The 14,376-nt window shown below is 69.8% G+C and carries 13 protein-coding genes; 5 read left to right on the top strand and 8 right to left on the bottom strand.

Translation table 11 applies throughout. The annotated features are described in order from the left end of the window. Positions 1-15 precede the first annotated feature (15 nt). Complete coding sequence (locus ABD378_RS20310) at positions 16-2,547, bottom strand: ATP-dependent Clp protease ATP-binding subunit (protein WP_344522343.1); 2,532 nt, start codon at positions 2,545-2,547, stop codon at positions 16-18. Between the two features lie 78 nt (positions 2,548-2,625). Further along, entirely contained in the window at positions 2,626-3,114 is a 489-nt protein-coding gene (locus ABD378_RS20305) for a DUF5709 domain-containing protein (protein ID WP_344522342.1), read from the bottom strand. Between the two features lie 320 nt (positions 3,115-3,434). Between ABD378_RS20305 and ABD378_RS20300 the strand changes: the two genes are divergently transcribed. Beyond that, positions 3,435-4,466 carry a Ppx/GppA family phosphatase gene (locus ABD378_RS20300; RefSeq protein ID WP_344522341.1) on the top strand — a complete coding sequence of 344 codons (1,032 nt, stop codon included), beginning with the start codon at positions 3,435-3,437 and terminating at the stop codon, positions 4,464-4,466. A gap of 168 nt (positions 4,467-4,634) precedes the next feature. Next, on the top strand, positions 4,635-5,435 hold the full coding sequence (locus tag ABD378_RS20295) for a VOC family protein (protein ID WP_344522340.1): 801 nt from the start codon (positions 4,635-4,637) through the stop codon (positions 5,433-5,435). Positions 5,436-5,729: 294 nt separating this feature from the next. Here ABD378_RS20295 and ABD378_RS20290 read toward each other — a convergent pair whose 3' ends face one another. The 3 genes from ABD378_RS20290 to ABD378_RS20280 form a co-directional block, all read right to left on the bottom strand. Beyond that, complete coding sequence (locus ABD378_RS20290; RefSeq protein ID WP_344522339.1) at positions 5,730-6,560, bottom strand: SigB/SigF/SigG family RNA polymerase sigma factor; 831 nt, start codon at positions 6,558-6,560, stop codon at positions 5,730-5,732. Between the two features lie 208 nt (positions 6,561-6,768). Then, the gene (locus tag ABD378_RS20285) at positions 6,769-7,749 is read right to left on the bottom strand and encodes an SDR family NAD(P)-dependent oxidoreductase (protein ID WP_344522338.1); all 981 of its coding nucleotides are present in this window, start codon (positions 7,747-7,749) and stop codon (positions 6,769-6,771) included. Between the two features lie 65 nt (positions 7,750-7,814). Then, complete coding sequence (locus tag ABD378_RS20280; protein ID WP_344522337.1) at positions 7,815-8,999, bottom strand: zinc-dependent alcohol dehydrogenase; 1,185 nt, start codon at positions 8,997-8,999, stop codon at positions 7,815-7,817. Between the two features lie 286 nt (positions 9,000-9,285). On the opposite strand from ABD378_RS20280, the gene ABD378_RS20275 reads away from it, so the two are divergent. Beyond that, positions 9,286-9,552, top strand: coding sequence for a WhiB family transcriptional regulator (locus tag ABD378_RS20275; protein ID WP_344522336.1), 267 nt, complete (start codon positions 9,286-9,288; stop codon positions 9,550-9,552). Positions 9,553-9,667: 115 nt separating this feature from the next. Here the strand turns inward: ABD378_RS20275 and ABD378_RS20270 are convergent, their stop codons facing one another. Together ABD378_RS20270 and ABD378_RS20265 are read right to left on the bottom strand one after the other, a co-directional pair. After that, the gene (locus ABD378_RS20270; protein ID WP_344522335.1) at positions 9,668-10,273 is read right to left on the bottom strand and encodes a flavodoxin family protein; all 606 of its coding nucleotides are present in this window, start codon (positions 10,271-10,273) and stop codon (positions 9,668-9,670) included. A 478-nt stretch (positions 10,274-10,751) separates the two neighbouring features. Next, entirely contained in the window at positions 10,752-10,979 is a 228-nt protein-coding gene (locus tag ABD378_RS20265) for a hypothetical protein (protein WP_344522334.1), read from the bottom strand. A 44-nt stretch (positions 10,980-11,023) separates the two neighbouring features. On the opposite strand from ABD378_RS20265, the gene ABD378_RS20260 reads away from it, so the two are divergent. Both ABD378_RS20260 and ABD378_RS20255 read left to right on the top strand, forming a co-directional pair. Then, on the top strand, positions 11,024-12,229 hold the full coding sequence (locus tag ABD378_RS20260) for a cupin domain-containing protein (RefSeq protein ID WP_344522333.1): 1,206 nt from the start codon (positions 11,024-11,026) through the stop codon (positions 12,227-12,229). Positions 12,230-12,251: 22 nt separating this feature from the next. Continuing rightward, positions 12,252-13,148: a ferredoxin family protein gene (locus tag ABD378_RS20255; protein ID WP_344522429.1), complete on the top strand. Its 897-nt coding sequence runs from the start codon at positions 12,252-12,254 to the stop codon at positions 13,146-13,148. A gap of 203 nt (positions 13,149-13,351) precedes the next feature. Here the strand turns inward: ABD378_RS20255 and ABD378_RS20250 are convergent, their stop codons facing one another. Then, positions 13,352-14,089, bottom strand: a complete 738-nt coding sequence (locus ABD378_RS20250) for a dienelactone hydrolase family protein (RefSeq protein WP_344522332.1) — start codon at positions 14,087-14,089, stop codon at positions 13,352-13,354. Between the last annotated feature and the right edge of the window lie 287 nt (positions 14,090-14,376).

The following is a 14,376-nucleotide window of genomic DNA, read 5'->3' as shown; positions in this document are numbered from 1 at the left end:
GTGCGGGCATCGTCTTCAGGCCTCCTGCGTTGTCGGGTCCTGTGCGGGGCGGATGGTCAGCGCGTCGTCATCGACGGCCACCAGGACCCGGCTGCCCGCGGTCAGTTGACCGTCCAGGAGCAGCCTGGAGAGCCGGTTGTCGACCTCGCGCTGGATGGTGCGGCGCAGCGGACGGGCGCCGTACTCAGGTTGGTGTCCGCGCCGTGCGAGCCAGTCCACCGCCTCGGGGGTGAACTCGATGGCGATGTCCTGGGCATGCAGTCGGCGGCGAGTCTCCTCGAGGAGCAGATCGGTGACCTGGCGCAACTGCTCACCGCTGAGCCGCCGGAAGATGACGACCTCGTCGATGCGATTGAGGAACTCGGGCTTGAAGTGCTCGCGCAGCGGCCGCAGCACCTGCTCCCGCCGAGCCTCTTCGTCGGAGTCGGAGCCGTCCGCCCGGAAGCCGAGCCCCGCGCCGCGCCCCGTGATCGCCTCGGACCCCAGGTTGCTGGTCATCACGATGACGGTGTTGGTGAAGTTCACCCTCCGGCCCTGGGAGTCCGTGAGCCGACCGTCGTCCAGTACCTGCAGCAGGATGTTGAAGACGTCTGGGTGAGCCTTCTCCACCTCGTCGAGCAGCAGCAGCGAGTACGGGTGCCGCCGTACGGCCTCGGTGAGCTGGCCCGCCTCCTCGTGGCCCACGTAGCCGGGTGGCGCTCCGACGAGGCGGCTGACGGTGTGCCGTTCCTGGAACTCGCTCATGTCGAGCCGGACCATCCGCTCCTCACTGCCGAACAGCGCCTCGGCCAGGGCCCGGGCCAGCTCCGTCTTGCCCACGCCGGTCGGACCGAGGAAGAAGAAGCTGCCGATGGGCCGGTCGGGGCTGGACAGACCGGAGCGCGACCGGAGCACCGCCTCGGCCACGGCGCCGACCGCCTCGTCCTGTCCGACGACGCGCTCGTGCAGATGCTGTTCCAGTCCGAGCAGGCGGTCCTTCTCCTCCTGGGTCAGGGTGCTGACCGGGATGCCGGTCTGCCGGGCCACGACTTCGGCGATGTCGTCGGCGGTCACCTCGACGATCTGCCCGTCGCCCGGTTCGCGGCTCTGCCCGGCCTCGATCTTGTGGGCCAACTCGCTGATGCGGTCCCGCAGTTCGGTGGCGCGTTCGTAGTCCTCCGCCGCCACCGCCTGGTCCTTGTCGCGGATGGACTGCTCCATCTCGCGTTCCAGGGCGCGCACGTCCGAGCCCTTCGTGCGGGCCCGCAGGCGCACCCGCGCTCCCGCCTGGTCCATGAGGTCGATGGCCTTGTCCGGCAGGAGTCGCTCGGTGAGGTAGCGGTCGGACAGCTCCACGGCGGCGAGCAGCGCCTCGTCGGAGTAGCGCACCTGGTGGTGTGCCTCGTAGCGGTCGCGCAGCCCGCGCAGGATCTCCACCGCGTCCGCGGCTGTCGGCTCCGCGACGAGGATCGGCTGGAAGCGGCGGGCAAGGGCCGCGTCCTTCTCGATGTAGCGCCGGTATTCCTCCAGGGTGGTTGCCCCGATCACATGCAGTTCGCCCCGGGCCAGCGCCGGTTTGAGCATGTTGCCCGCGTCCATCGATCCGCCTTCGGAGCCACCGCCGCCTGCTCCGACCACCGTGTGCAGTTCGTCGATGAAGACGATCAGCTCGTCGGAGTGTGCGCGCACCTCGTCGATGATTCCGTTCAGCCGCTCCTCGAAATCACCGCGGTAGCGCGTGCCGGCCACCACGCCGGACAGGTCGAGCGCGATCACACGACGGTCGGCGAGGGTCTCGGGTACGTCGCCGTCGGCGATCCGCTGCGCCAGACCTTCCACCACCGCGGTCTTGCCGACGCCCGCGTCACCGATGAGCACCGGATTGTTCTTGCCCCGCCGGGAGAGCACCTCGATGGTCTGCTCGATCTCTTCCTCACGGCCGATGACCGGGTCCACCCTGCCTTCCCCGGCAAGGGCGGTCAGGTCCTGCCCGTACCGGTCCAGGGTGGGCGTGGCCCCGCCCGTGGTCTGTCGGTGTTCCGTGGCGCCCGGCTGCCCCTGGGGGGCCTGCGGTGAGGGGCCGGGGTCGAATCGCGCCGCGTTGAGGATGTGTCCGGCAGCACTGTCGGGATTGGCGGCGAGCGCCATGACGATGTGCTCCGCGCCGATGTATCCGGCCCCGGTCGCGAGCGCCACCTCGTGCGCGTCGAGCAGCGCCCGCTTGACGGCGGGCGTGAGCGCCACCGCCTGCGGGGCCGGGCCGCCCTCGGTCTCGCCGGCGTGCCGGTCGATCTCGTCGGCGATGGTCTCGGGGTCGGCTCCCGAGCGCGCGATCAGGCCGCGGGTCGGCTCGAGGGTCAGGGCCGCCCGCAGCAGGTGCTCGGTGTCGAGGTTGCTCTTGCCGTGGTCCGCTGCGTACGAGGCGGCCGTGGTCACCAGCTGCCGTGCGGGCCCGCTCATCAGCCTGCCGATGTCGATGTGCCGCCGCCCGCTGCCGAGGAACCGTGCGAAAAGCTCCCCGAAGGGGTCCTGCCCGAACCCCTCGGGCCCCGTGAAACCGCTGCTCATGGTCGTCCATTCCGACGTCCCGGCCGACCGGGACGCCCTGGTGCGTGGTCGCGTGGTGGGCCTGTTGCCCGGGCGCCGTCAGTCCCGGCTGTCCTGAGCCGGGGGCAGGTCTTCGTCGGGGAGGACGTGGACCGCAGCTTCCTCGGCACCGGCCGCGCCGCCGTCGATGCCCTCGTCCGTGGCGACGGTTTGTCCGGTGGTGTCCGGGTGGGCGCCCTCGTCAGGAGCGACCAGGCGGCCGGCGCGGGTATCCCCGGCCTGCGGGTCGATGGGCTCGCCCGCACCGCCGGGCAGGTCGCCGACGCCGTCACCGGCGGGCGGCTCGGCGTCGGGCGTCTCCTGCCGGAGCCGTTCGTCGAGCGTCTCGCCCTCGTGCTGTTCCGCCGCTGTCGTGCCGGGCTTGGTGACGCCGAGCGGCTTCTCGGGTGGTGAATAGCCCTCGTCGAGCATGTCGTCGTACGTACGCTCGTCCACCGCGTTGTCGAGGTCCAGCGGCGCCGCGTCCTCCTGCTCCTCGTTGCCACCGGTGGGCTGGTAGGAGTCGTCCGCCATGTTCTGGTCGCTCATGACTACCTCGTGCTTCGGGGGTGTGGGGGCGTCACGCTTCGTCCTTCGATCGTCGCCCGCCGGTGCTCGAAGTGCCCGCGTGGCGCTGTGCCAAACGCGTGGGCCTGTCGTCCGCTGTCGCGCCTTGAGGGTGCTTGTCGGACATGCGCGAGGCGGGCCGACCGAGGGTGCGGGGTGGTGACGGTCGGGGAATCCGACGTGTTCGCTCGGGACGTGGATTCCGCTATTCGGGCGTCCGGGGGACGCATGTTCAGGCTGTGGGGGAGCGTGGCCCTGTGCAGCGGGTGCGTGCCTTGGTGGAGTGCGGGTACTCGGCGGCCATGCGTATCAGCGTGATTGACGTCGGATCGAACACGGTGCGTCTCGCGGTGGCGGATGCGGTGGGCGGCGCACCCTTGCCCGTGCACACGGCGAAGCGGCGGTTGCGCCTTTCGCAGCTGGTGGGACCCAGCCGTGAGCTGGGTCCTGAGGCGGTTGAACGGCTTGCCGACGCGGTGGCCACCGCGCGGGCGGAGGCGGGGCGGTGGGGGTCCGGTGAGCCGTACGTTTTCGCCACAGCGGTGGTACGTGATGCTCCGAACCGTGACGAGATCCTGCGCACGGTCCGTGCGGAGACCGGCGTTCCGTTGCAGGTCCTGCCCGGTGAGGTGGAAGCCGAGCTCATCTTCCTGGCCGCACGCCGCTGGATGGGCTGGCGGGCCGGGCCGCTGGCCGTGCTCGACATCGGTGGCGGCTCTCTGGAGGTCGCCTTCGGCCGGGGTCGGCTTCCGGATTTCGCCGTGTCCTTGCCGCTGGGGGCCAACCGCCTCACGCGGGAGCACCTGCACGACCAGGACGTGCCCTCGGAGAAGGCGCTGAAGGCGATGCGACGCCGGATCCGCCATGAACTGCGCGACGTCGCCGCCCGTATTCAGTGGGAGGCGCCCCTGACCGCGGCCGCCACCTCCCGGACTTTTTGCCAGCTCGGACGTCTCTGTGGAGCCGCGCCCGGCCGTCATGGTCCGTTCGCCGACCGCCGGCTGCGGCGCCGTGCCCTGGGCGAAGCGGTGGAACAGCTGAGCGCCCTGCCCGCGGCACGCCGTTCCGAACTGCCGGGAATCTCGGCACCACGAGCTACTCAGTCTCTGGCCGGAGCCCTGGTCGGACACACGGCGATGAAACTCATGGGCCTGGAATCCCTCACCCTGTGCCCCTGGGCCATACGCGAAGGGCTATTGCTCCGCCGCATAGAAGATCCGGACGCCTGGCAGCACGAACTCCACGCCGACGAGGATGAGGGCACCCAGAGCGGCAGGCAGCTCTGGCTGGCTGCCGGAGGGGGCAAGGACGGTGGGACCGGCCACAGCGAGTGACGGTTGAGCGACCTCGCGCCGGGTGTCGCGGCCGGCCGCGACCGTGCCGTGAACGGAGGCAGGGAGGATGATGGAGGGGACAGGCCTCGGGTGGTAGCCGCCTGCACAAGGCCAGACCGGCACCACACGGGGCTCGAGGGTGACCATCGACCGCAGAACGGTACGAAGATGAACAGCCATAGGGCAGCCAGAAGCGAGGTCATGGCCAGTCGCTCGGTGTTCGGTGCACCCTGTTGGGTCAGCTTGACCACGCGTGATCTGTCGGCTGCGGAGAAGTTCTACACCGCTGTACTGGGGTGGGACTGGCGCAGCGGCAAGCTGGGGGACCAGTACAGGTTCGCGAGTGTGGGCGGCGTGCCGGTGGCGGGTGTGTCCGCCGTGGAGGCCATGGGGCAGAAGGCCTTCGCGTGGACTCCGTTCTTCGCCGTGTCCGACGCGGACGAGACCGTGGCCCGGGGCCAGGAGCGCGGCGGGACGACCGCGGTGGGGCCCATCTCGTTCCCGCCGGGCCGGGCCGCTCTGCTGGCCGATCGCGACGGAGCGGTCTTCGGCGTCTGGGAGGGGGAACTGGTGGCCGACTGGGAGGAATGGCGCCGCGCGGCTCCGGTCTTCGTGGAGCTTCACACGCGGGATGCCTTCGACGCGGCCATCTTCTACGCGGAGGTCCTCGGCTGGGCGTCCGAGGCGGAGGGCTCCTGCGAAGTCCACTATGAAAACGAGAAGGTCGTGTTGCGCAGCGGGGCTGACACCGTGGCCCACATCCATTCGGGCGCTGTCGATTCCGCGCGCGATCCCGCGATCCGGCCCCGCTGGCAGATCCACTTCGCTGTGGCCGACGTAGAGGCGTGTGTCCAGGCCGCGCGAGCCCACGGCGGCAGCCTCGTGAAGGAGGCAGGTGACGTGGGAGAAGCCGTCCTGAGTGATTCGGACGGCGCGCGTTTCGTGGTGAACTCGCGATCTGCTCAGTGAGCGCTCAGGCAGCGACTGTCGCGTACGGCGAGCGCTGCACTGAAGAGCCCCGGCTGGACGGGGGAGACCAGCCGGGGCAGTAGAGCGTGGCAAGCGGAGGGCGGTCGCCTCTCGGCGAAAGGCTCCATGGGGCTTCAGCCGAACGATCTTCCCCATGGGCTATAGGTGAGGCCCGGGGACACTGTCCCCTCCGCAGCCACACCTAGAGGAACGACGACCCGTCTTTGGGTGTTCCAGACCGGCGCCGCCTTTGGGTGTGAACTGGGGCACACCGGGGCGGACCGTGCAAGTGGCTCAGGCGGCTGCTCGCAGCTCGGCCGGCTCGCGTGCTTGTTCGCGGACGCGGGCGCAGCTTTCCCGGATGAGGCGGGAGACGTGCATCTGGGAGATGCCGAGCTGTTCCCCTATCCGGCTCTGCGTCATGTGCTCGAAGAAGCGCAGGTAGAGGATGGCGCGCTCCCTCTCGGGCAGCCGCTCGAGACCCATTTTGGCGGCCTCGCGGTCGTTGACCAGGTCGTAGGAAGGGTCAGGTTCCCCGAGCGTGTCCGCCATGCTGAAGCCGTCGCCGCCAGAGGGGGACAGCTCGGCGTCGAGGGAGAGGGCCTGGTAGCTGTCGATCGCCTTGAGGCCGTCTCGGACCTCGGTCTCGCTCAGGTCCGCCTTCGCCGCGATGTCGCTGACCGACGGCTCGGGGCTGCCCGGCTGCTGCATCAGCTCGCGGCGGGCCGCGCGGACCTTGCCGCGCAGTTCCTGCACACTGCGCGGCACGTGCAGGTCCCAGAGGTGGTCACGGAAGTGGCGACGCAGTTCGCCGGTGATGGTCGGCACCGCATACGGCTCGAACGGACCGCGGTGCGGATCGAAACGGTTGACGGCCTTGAGCAGGCCCATGGCCGCGACCTGTTTCAGGTCCTCCAGGCTCTCGCCCTTGTTGCGAAAACGGGTGGCGATGCGGTGTGCCATCGGCAGCCACGCCTCGACGACCAGCTCGCACAGCAGGTCCCGCTCGGGGCCCGCGTCGAGGCGGGCCAAGCGGGCAAAGGCTGCCGTGGTGTCGGGGGAGTCGACGTGCGGGTGGCGCGAGCATCGGCGTCGCGGCGCTGTGGAGATGCTGTCGGTGAGCATGAGAAATCGCTCCTCAACGAATCGTCCAGCAAGGATCCGCGAGGGCGTGACACCGAAGAGCGTCATCCAACCGGAGCGCGGTCACGCCGCTCGCGGGCAGATGCCTACATTCCGAAGCATCAACTTGCGTCTGCCCCACCGCCCTCAGCGCAAACTGGACGCCTGTCGCAGCAGGCGAAATCCGCCGGCCGCCTCCGTCGGGCAGGCTTCAGGTGTCGCGCTGGTTGTAGGCGTCGGCGGCCCGCTCGTTCAAGGCGCTGCCCCACGTCTGGAACCGGCTGCTCACCGCTCCCTCCGGCGGCTCGACCTCGGCGCCGCGACGCAGGCGAGGGCGCCCGGGGGCCGCCTGCGGCAGCATGCGCGCCACCACGCCGTTGAGGCGTGTCGTCACCGCGGGCGCCAGGCCATGAGCCAGATCCGCCGCACGGGCCAGGGGAGTCAGGACCAGCCGGGTACGGCGCCGGATCACGGCGTTGACGATGCGTTCCGCGGCGCGTTGCGCGTTCATCGAGACCAGCGGCGCACCGGCCACCGCGGAGAACCAGCCGAACTCCTTACTGCGCGAGCCGCCGAACTCGGCTTGGAGGTGCGAGCCGGTCCGCATCAGACCGGGATACACCGCGGTGACACTGACGCCGCTCGCGGCGACTTCGGCGTGCAGGCCTTCCGCGAGGATGCCCCCTGCCGCCTTCGCGCTGGCGTAGGGCAGCAGATGGGGAACGCCCAGGAGCCCGCCCACCGAGGAGATGACGGCCAGCCGCCCTCCCCGCTCGCTCGCCCTGAGATAGGGGAGTGCTTCGAGGCAGGTGTGCACGGCCCCCATGAACATCGTGTCCATGGCGTCCCTGAACTCCTTGGCACCGACGGCTTCCAGCGGCGCAACCTGGATGATGCCCGCGTTGGCGATGACGATGTCGGGGCCGCCGCAGGTGTCGTGGGCGGTCCGGAACATGGCGTGGACAGCCTCCTGGTCACGGACGTCACAGACAGAGGTGTGGACGGCGACGCCGGGCCGGCGGTGGAGGAGTTTCTTCTGGGCCGATGCGAGTTCGTCGGCGTCACGGGCCGCGATGATCACCGTGCAGCCGCGGGCGGCCAGCCGGTCGGCCATGAGCAGGCCAAGGCCCCGCGATCCGCCGGTGACGAGCGCGGTATGCCCTGAGAGGGACTTCGCTGTGGTCTGTGACATGAGTGCCTCTCCATCCCTCACATGCCGTGCACCGCGGCCGCGGTGCACGCGGTTCGGCCCGCGGTTCAGGGCTTGAGCAGTGTCTTGATCATGCCGTCTTCCTTGTCCTGGAACATCTGGTACGCCTTGGGACCGTCCTCCAGCGGCATGTGATGCGTGGCGAAGGCGTCGACTCCCAGCGGGTCCTCGTCGGTGAGGAGCGGCAGCAGGTCGTCCACCCAGCGCCGCACGTTGGCCTGCCCCATGCGTACTTGGATCTGCTTGTCGAACATGGTCAGCAGTGGCATCGGGTCGATTGCGCCGCCGTACACCCCGGAGATGGAGATGGTGCCTCCGCGCCGAACGATGTCGATCGCTCCGTAGAGCGCATCGAGGCGGTCGACACCGAAACGTCCCATCAGTTTCTCGGCCACGGCGTCGGGCAGCAGCCCGACGCCCCGCTGGGCGGCCTTCGCGAGCGGCGCGCCGTGCGCCTCCATGCCGACCGCGTCGATGACCGCATCGGTGCCGCGCCCGTCCGTCAGGTCACGGATCGCATCCCCCATGTCCTTGCCGTAGCGGCGCAGGTCGAAGGCCTTGACGCCATCCGCGTACGCGCGGCTCAGCCGCTCAGGTACGAGGTCCACACCCACCACGAGGCTCGCGCCCCGGTGGAGGGCGATGCGTGCGGCCATGGCACCGATCGGTCCGAGTCCCAGGACGGTCACCGTGCCGCCGGGCGGGATGTCGGCGTACTCGACTGCCTGCCAGGCCGTGGGCAGGACGTCTGAGAGGAAGACGAACCGGTCGTCGGGCGGGCCGTCGGGCACCTTGATGGGCAGGGTGTTGCCGAACGGCACCCGCAGCAGTTCGGCCTGACCGCCGGGGATCTGGCCGTAGAGCTTGGTGTAGCCGAACAGGGCGGCGCCCATGCCGCGCTCCTTGACCTGGGTGGTCTCGCACTGTGAGTGCAGGCCCCGGTCGCACATGTAGCAGTTCCCGCAGGAAACGTTGAACGGGACAACCACGCGGTCACCGGCCGACAGCCCGGTGACTTCGGGGCCGACCTCTTCGACGATGCCCATCGGCTCGTGCCCGAGGATGTCGCCGGGGTCGAGGTACGGGCTGAGGACTTCGTACAGATGCAGGTCCGATCCGCAGACGCCGGTGGACGTCACGCGCACGATGACATCGGTCGGATCCTTGATCACCGGATCGGGAACGCTCTCGACGCGGACGTCTCGCCTGCCGTGCCAGGTAAGTGCTCGCATGGGGATTACTCCTCCTCGCGGTCATGCTTCGCCTCACGGGTCTCCGCGAGGGTGTCCGTACGGAGAGGGTGCGTGCCCGCACGGATGGCTGCGCCGCCGAGCGCCGGGTTCCCGGTCGGGACGACTCGACTCCACCAACACCAGGATCTTCTTCTCCACGTGTGATGCGCGAGCCGAGAGCTTCAGTTTCGGTCGGCAGGCTGCGGGAACTCGCGCTGAAGTTCGGCGTGAACACGGCAAACCGAAGCGCTCGCCCGGATTGAATCCGGCGGCGCAGGGAGGCGTCATGGAGTTGTGGTGGCGGCAAGCCGCCTGTGCCGACGAAGATCCCGACCTGTTCTTTCCGGTCGGCACGTCAGGCCCCGCGGAGGAGGACCTGCTGGCCGCGAAGCGGGTGTGCCATCGCTGCCCGGTAATCGAGCGGTGCCGGACCTGGGCCTTGGAGACCGGACAGCCTTCAGGGGTGTGGGGCGGCATGGGAGAGGACGAGCGCTCAAGGCGGCGGCAGCGGGCGCAGAAGGCCGAGACCGACAGGAGCCCGGCGACGAACTGACGCGAGGGCTGCAGTTCGTGCGGCTGGACACAAGGAGCGCCAGTTCCGCGGAGCGGAGCCGAGCTGACCTGAGCTGAGTTGACATGCCAGCCCCGGTACCGCCGAGCTCGGGGACCTACTTGCCGGGTGTCTGGAAAGGGGCGTCGCGAAGGAGGCGGGCCAGGTGGACCATGTTGGCGGCGAGGGTGCGGGTGGTTCCCGCGACGCTGTCAGGGGTCTCCTCCAGGTCCTGGTAGTCGGTGCCCTGCATGGCCTCTCCCACCCAGTACGTCACGGCGCCCGGGGCGAGGGAGAATCCGACGTCGTTGAGCCCCTGAAAGACGTCGGCGCTCACCTTGTGCGCGCCGTCCTCGTTGCCCACCACCGCCACCGCGGCCACCTTCCCGTAGTACAGCGGGAGTCCCTGGTCGTCGGTCTCGGACGAGTCGGCGTTCAGGCGCTCCAGGACCCGCTGGCAGATGCTTGAAGGGTGACCGAGCCAGATCGGCGTCGCCACCAGCAGGATGTCGGCCGCCAGAACCTTGTCCCGCAGTGCGGGCCAGGCATCGCCGTTGCCCATGTCGGCCTTGATGCCGGGCTTCACGTCGTGGTCGGCGACCCGCACGCACTCGACGGTCACGTCACGCTTTTCCAGCTCGGCCAAGACCTGCCCGGCCAATTTCTCGCTGCTGGACGCGGCAGGGGAGGGGGAAAGGGTGCAGACGAGTGCCAAGGCTCGCACGGTGACTCCTTCACGAGGTTGTAGAGGCATGAGGTTGTAGAGGCATGCGGCACCACCAGTCCCCTTGATGGTCATTCATGAAACCCTCCGGAGCCGCAGCGCGTAGCGCTCAGCCGGTCGCGACGTACCGACAGGTGACAGCCGAAGCCGCTTCGCCGGCCGGACCTGTCACCGGTTACAGAACGTGAGCGCATGGTCTGTCTGGCGGAGGGGTACCGGGCGCCTGCGGGCCGGGAGGATCATGACGACAGGGGAGGTCGAAGGTCCTCCCGGCTCGACCAGGAGCCATTGCGGCAGGTTGCCCCGGCCGCCCGTGCCGGAGGGCGGATGCGCAACAATCGGCGCCGTCGTCCGCCGTCTCAGGTCCGCCGACCGGGCGCCCCGCCATGCCTTTCAGGTTGCCGACGGGAATCACGTGAGCGAGCTTGGTGAAAGCAGAGGGCTCCGGGGGGTGTGCACAATCCCAGCCGTTCGATTCTCAGGAGGAATGATGACCAACCCCGAGCAGGATCCGAACCAGGACGAGGGCCCCGCGGACGGTGGTGCGGCGGGTACGCCGGGTGTCCATGACGGTGGCGCGGATGGTGGAGCGGAGGGGCCCGCGGACGGTGGTGCGGCGGGTACGCCGGGTGTCCATGACGGTGGCGCGGATGGTGGAGCCGAGGGGCCCGCGGACGGTGGTGCGGCGGGTACGCCCGGCGTTCACGACGGAGGTGCCGACGGCGGAGCCGACGAGTCCGCCGGCGGCTCTTGAGCATCCCCTCGACCGAGCTTCAGTACGCCGACGCCACAGCGGGCGTCGGCGTACTGAAGACACGGCTGACCGGCTTGAGCCAGGAGGAGTTCGCTCGCGAGGTCTGGGCGCGCACAGCGCTGCTCACGCGACGCGCCAGCGATTTCTCCGATCTGTTCTCCGCCGGTGCCGTAGATGAACTGACCTCGCGCCGGGGGCTGCGTACGCCCTTTCTGCGCGTGGCCAAGGACGGCTCCACGCTCCCGGAGTCGTCATTCACCTCGCCCGCCGGTGTCGGTGCCACCATCGGCGACCAGCTGGACGACACCGCTCTGTGGCGCATGTTCGCCGACGGCGCGACGCTCGTCCTGCAAGCCCTGCAGCGCACGTGGGGGCCGGTCGCGGACTTCAGTGCCCGGCTGAGCGCGGAGCTGGGGCATCCAGTGCAGGCCAATGCCTACGTCACCCCGCCGCAGAACCGCGGGTTCGATGACCACTACGACGTCCACGACGTCTTCGTCCTCCAGATCGAAGGCGCCAAGCGCTGGCTCGTCCGTGAGCCCGTCCATCCCGACCCACTGCGCGATCAGCCTTGGACCGATCGTCGCGGCGCCGTGGCCGAGGCGGCGAAGGGCGAGGCCTGCATCGACGCCGTTCTTGAGCCCGGTGACGTCCTCTACCTGCCGCGGGGCTGGCTGCACGCCGCCCAGGCCCAGGGCGAGGTCTCGATCCACCTGACGCTGGGAATCCACACTTGGACGCGCTACGCCCTGGCCGAACAGCTCGCCAAGGCCGCCCTCGCGGAACTGCGCGACGATCCCGAGATGCGCGGCGCCTTGCCGCTGGGGGTGGACGGGCCGGACGGCCAGATCGACGTCGTCCGCGAACGCCTCGTCGCCGCCATCACCAAGGTCGACTCCGCTCCGCTGTTCCACCGCACCCGGCGAGGCCAGGGACGCCCCGCGCCGCTGGGGCCGCTGGCCCAGCTCGAGGCCGTCGACGGCCTGGGCCCTGACTCACGGGTGCGGCTTCGTGGGGAGCTGGCAGCGCGGCTGGAAGGCGCGCGCCTGTCCACGCGCGTGGGCTGGCTCGACTTCCCGGAGGCTGAACTGCCGTCGGTGGTCCGCATGCTCGACGGCGAGGTCCGCACCGCAGGCGATCTCGGCATCGAACTCGCGGAGAGACTGCTGCGCGCGGGCGTACTGGTGCCCGCGGAACAGTGACGTGGCGACGGACGTGGTGACGGTGACTGCGGCAGAACGCTTCTTCTGCGCCGACGCCGCGCGGACACGTGGCGACTCACTCGCGGGTACAGCACCGTACGGCTCTGTCTGGGTGCTGATCGAATACCGGGGCGGCTGGCCGCCCAACGGCTTCGACGGCCTCAGTCTTGAGCCTCGGACCAAAGAACTCGTGTTCTCCGCCGCCCAGGCGGTGCGGGCACGCGTGCTTCTGGTCAGGCGACACGGACGCCGCGCCTCCGAAGGCCCCACCCGCTGGGCGGTGCTGCGCCATGACAACTCCGGTGCCTACCGCCAGCAATGGGGCACATGGAGCCGCGATCAGGACTTGGTGGAGATCGTCGGTGCCCTCGATGCCCCCGGAGAACTCGGCTGTCCGCCCGTCATCCTCGTCTGCGCCCACGGTCAGCACGACACCTGCTGCGCCGTGCGCGGACGGCCCGTGGGACGTGCCCTCAGCGAGCGCTGGCCGAACCTGGTGTGGGAATGCACCCACATTGGTGGTGACAGGTTCGCCGCCAACGTCGTTGTCGCACCCGACGGCGTCTATTACGGCGGTCTCGATGCCACGTCGTCGGTCGCAGCGGTCGAAGAGCACCTGGCCGACCGGATTCACGCGGAGCATCTGCGCGGGTACACGGATCTCTTCCCGCCCCAACAGGCTGCTGTGGCAGCCATACTCAGACGTTTCGGCCCGGCCGGCCGGCATGACTACGCAGTCGTCGAGACTTCCCGCGAAGACAACCGCTGGCGAATCCGCGTCACCGGCCGCCCGCCTCATCCGGCGTCTCTCGACGTCGAGGTGCACTCCTACCGCACACCGCCCTGCCAACTGACCTGCCGCGGGCTGTCAATGAGTTCCGCCGCCGTCTACGAGGTCACTTCGATCGGTATCGGTTGAGCTTGTCGAGCGCGTCCGCCAACTTCGCGTGCCGCTGCTGACAGCAGCCACGTAGAGGTACTTCCGCGATGGCCGGTACCGCCGCGATCGGGGCGGTTGTGTATCTGCCGGGCGCCGTCATCGAGTAGGGCCGGGGCCTGTCCTCGATGACGGCATCCTGGCCGACGCCGCTCACTGTCTGCCGGCGGCCTTGCGGCCCGGCCTCACTTCAGGTGTCGGTCGTGGAACCGGCCGCCGTCCTCCGTCTCGAACCAGGGCGTGCCGGTGTGTCCGCCCAGATTGGCGTGCAGCGTCTTCTGCTTGCTGCCGAAGGCGTCGAACAGGTCCAGGGCCCGTTGCCGGGGGTTCCCTTCGTCGTCCCACTGCAGCAGGAACAGCAGCGGAATGGTGACCTGCCGGGCCTCCTCGCGCTGGGCGTGGGGCACGTAACCCCCGGCGAAGAAGCCGGCGGCCGCGATGCGCGGCTCGACCACCGCAAGGCGGATGCCGAGGGCGGTCCAGCCCGAGTACCCGACCGAGCCGCCGATCTCGGGCAGTGAAAGGAGGGCGTCCAGGGTGGTCTGCCAGTCCGGGACCGCCTTTTCGACCAGCGGGCCGACGAGGGACTCGAAGATCTCGTCGACCGGCTCGCCTGCCCGCATCGCCCGGCGGAGGTCGGCGCGGGCCTGCTCGTCGGCGGCGGAACGGGGCCGGTCACCGCACCCCGCGGCGTCGATGGTGGCCACCGCGTAGCCGTTCGCCGCGGTGTGCCGGGCCCGGGCCACCAGCCGGGATTGCCCTTTGGGCAAGCCATTGTTGTGGGCCATCAGGATCAGCGGGGCCGGTGCGGCCCCAGAAGATCCAGCAGAGCCAGGCGTCCACAGGGTGCCGGGGATCTCGCCGAGGGTGAATTCGCGTTCGAGGATGCCGCCGTCGAGGCGTTGTTCGGAAGTGAAGTGCATCGTCGTGCCTTTCGGGATGCGCTTGAACGGCGCTCCCGGACGACCTATCGCCCGACCGCGACCCCGGAGGGGAGCACCCATGTCGATACTGCGTTCACGGGTACCACCTCCTCGTTCTCTCGCACGGCCTCCGAGAAAGTAGCAGTGGTCGCCGTGGCCCGCCAACGGGTTTTTGCGGAGGCTCCGTGGCCGGATGCCTGACCGCACCGCACCGCACTGCACCGCGCGCGTCAGGTGGTGGGTTGCTCTGGCTCCCGTGGGGTGGCCATCGGTCACTCCGGTGGGCC

It is taken from the genome of Streptomyces rectiviolaceus (assembly GCF_039533825.1).
Classification (GTDB): Bacteria; Actinomycetota; Actinomycetes; order Streptomycetales; family Streptomycetaceae; genus Streptomyces; species Streptomyces rectiviolaceus.
The sequence above is the reverse complement of the archived record's forward strand: the minus strand, read 5'-3'. Positions and strand labels throughout refer to the sequence as shown.

What these genes read in the sequence shown, in the direction of transcription:
- ABD378_RS20310 (WP_344522343.1), bottom strand. Translation starts at nt 2,547, where the DNA reads ATGAGCAGCGGTTTCACGGGGCCCGAGGGGTTCGGGCAGGACCCCTTC.
- ABD378_RS20305 (WP_344522342.1), bottom strand. Translation starts at nt 3,114, where the DNA reads ATGAGCGACCAGAACATGGCGGACGACTCCTACCAGCCCACCGGTGGC.
- ABD378_RS20300 (WP_344522341.1), top strand. Translation starts at nt 3,435, where the DNA reads ATGCGTATCAGCGTGATTGACGTCGGATCGAACACGGTGCGTCTCGCG.
- ABD378_RS20295 (WP_344522340.1), top strand. Translation starts at nt 4,635, where the DNA reads ATGAACAGCCATAGGGCAGCCAGAAGCGAGGTCATGGCCAGTCGCTCG.
- ABD378_RS20290 (WP_344522339.1), bottom strand. Translation starts at nt 6,560, where the DNA reads ATGCTCACCGACAGCATCTCCACAGCGCCGCGACGCCGATGCTCGCGC.
- ABD378_RS20285 (WP_344522338.1), bottom strand. Translation starts at nt 7,749, where the DNA reads ATGTCACAGACCACAGCGAAGTCCCTCTCAGGGCATACCGCGCTCGTC.
- ABD378_RS20280 (WP_344522337.1), bottom strand. Translation starts at nt 8,999, where the DNA reads ATGCGAGCACTTACCTGGCACGGCAGGCGAGACGTCCGCGTCGAGAGC.
- ABD378_RS20275 (WP_344522336.1), top strand. Translation starts at nt 9,286, where the DNA reads ATGGAGTTGTGGTGGCGGCAAGCCGCCTGTGCCGACGAAGATCCCGAC.
- ABD378_RS20250 (WP_344522332.1), bottom strand. Translation starts at nt 14,089, where the DNA reads ATGCACTTCACTTCCGAACAACGCCTCGACGGCGGCATCCTCGAACGC.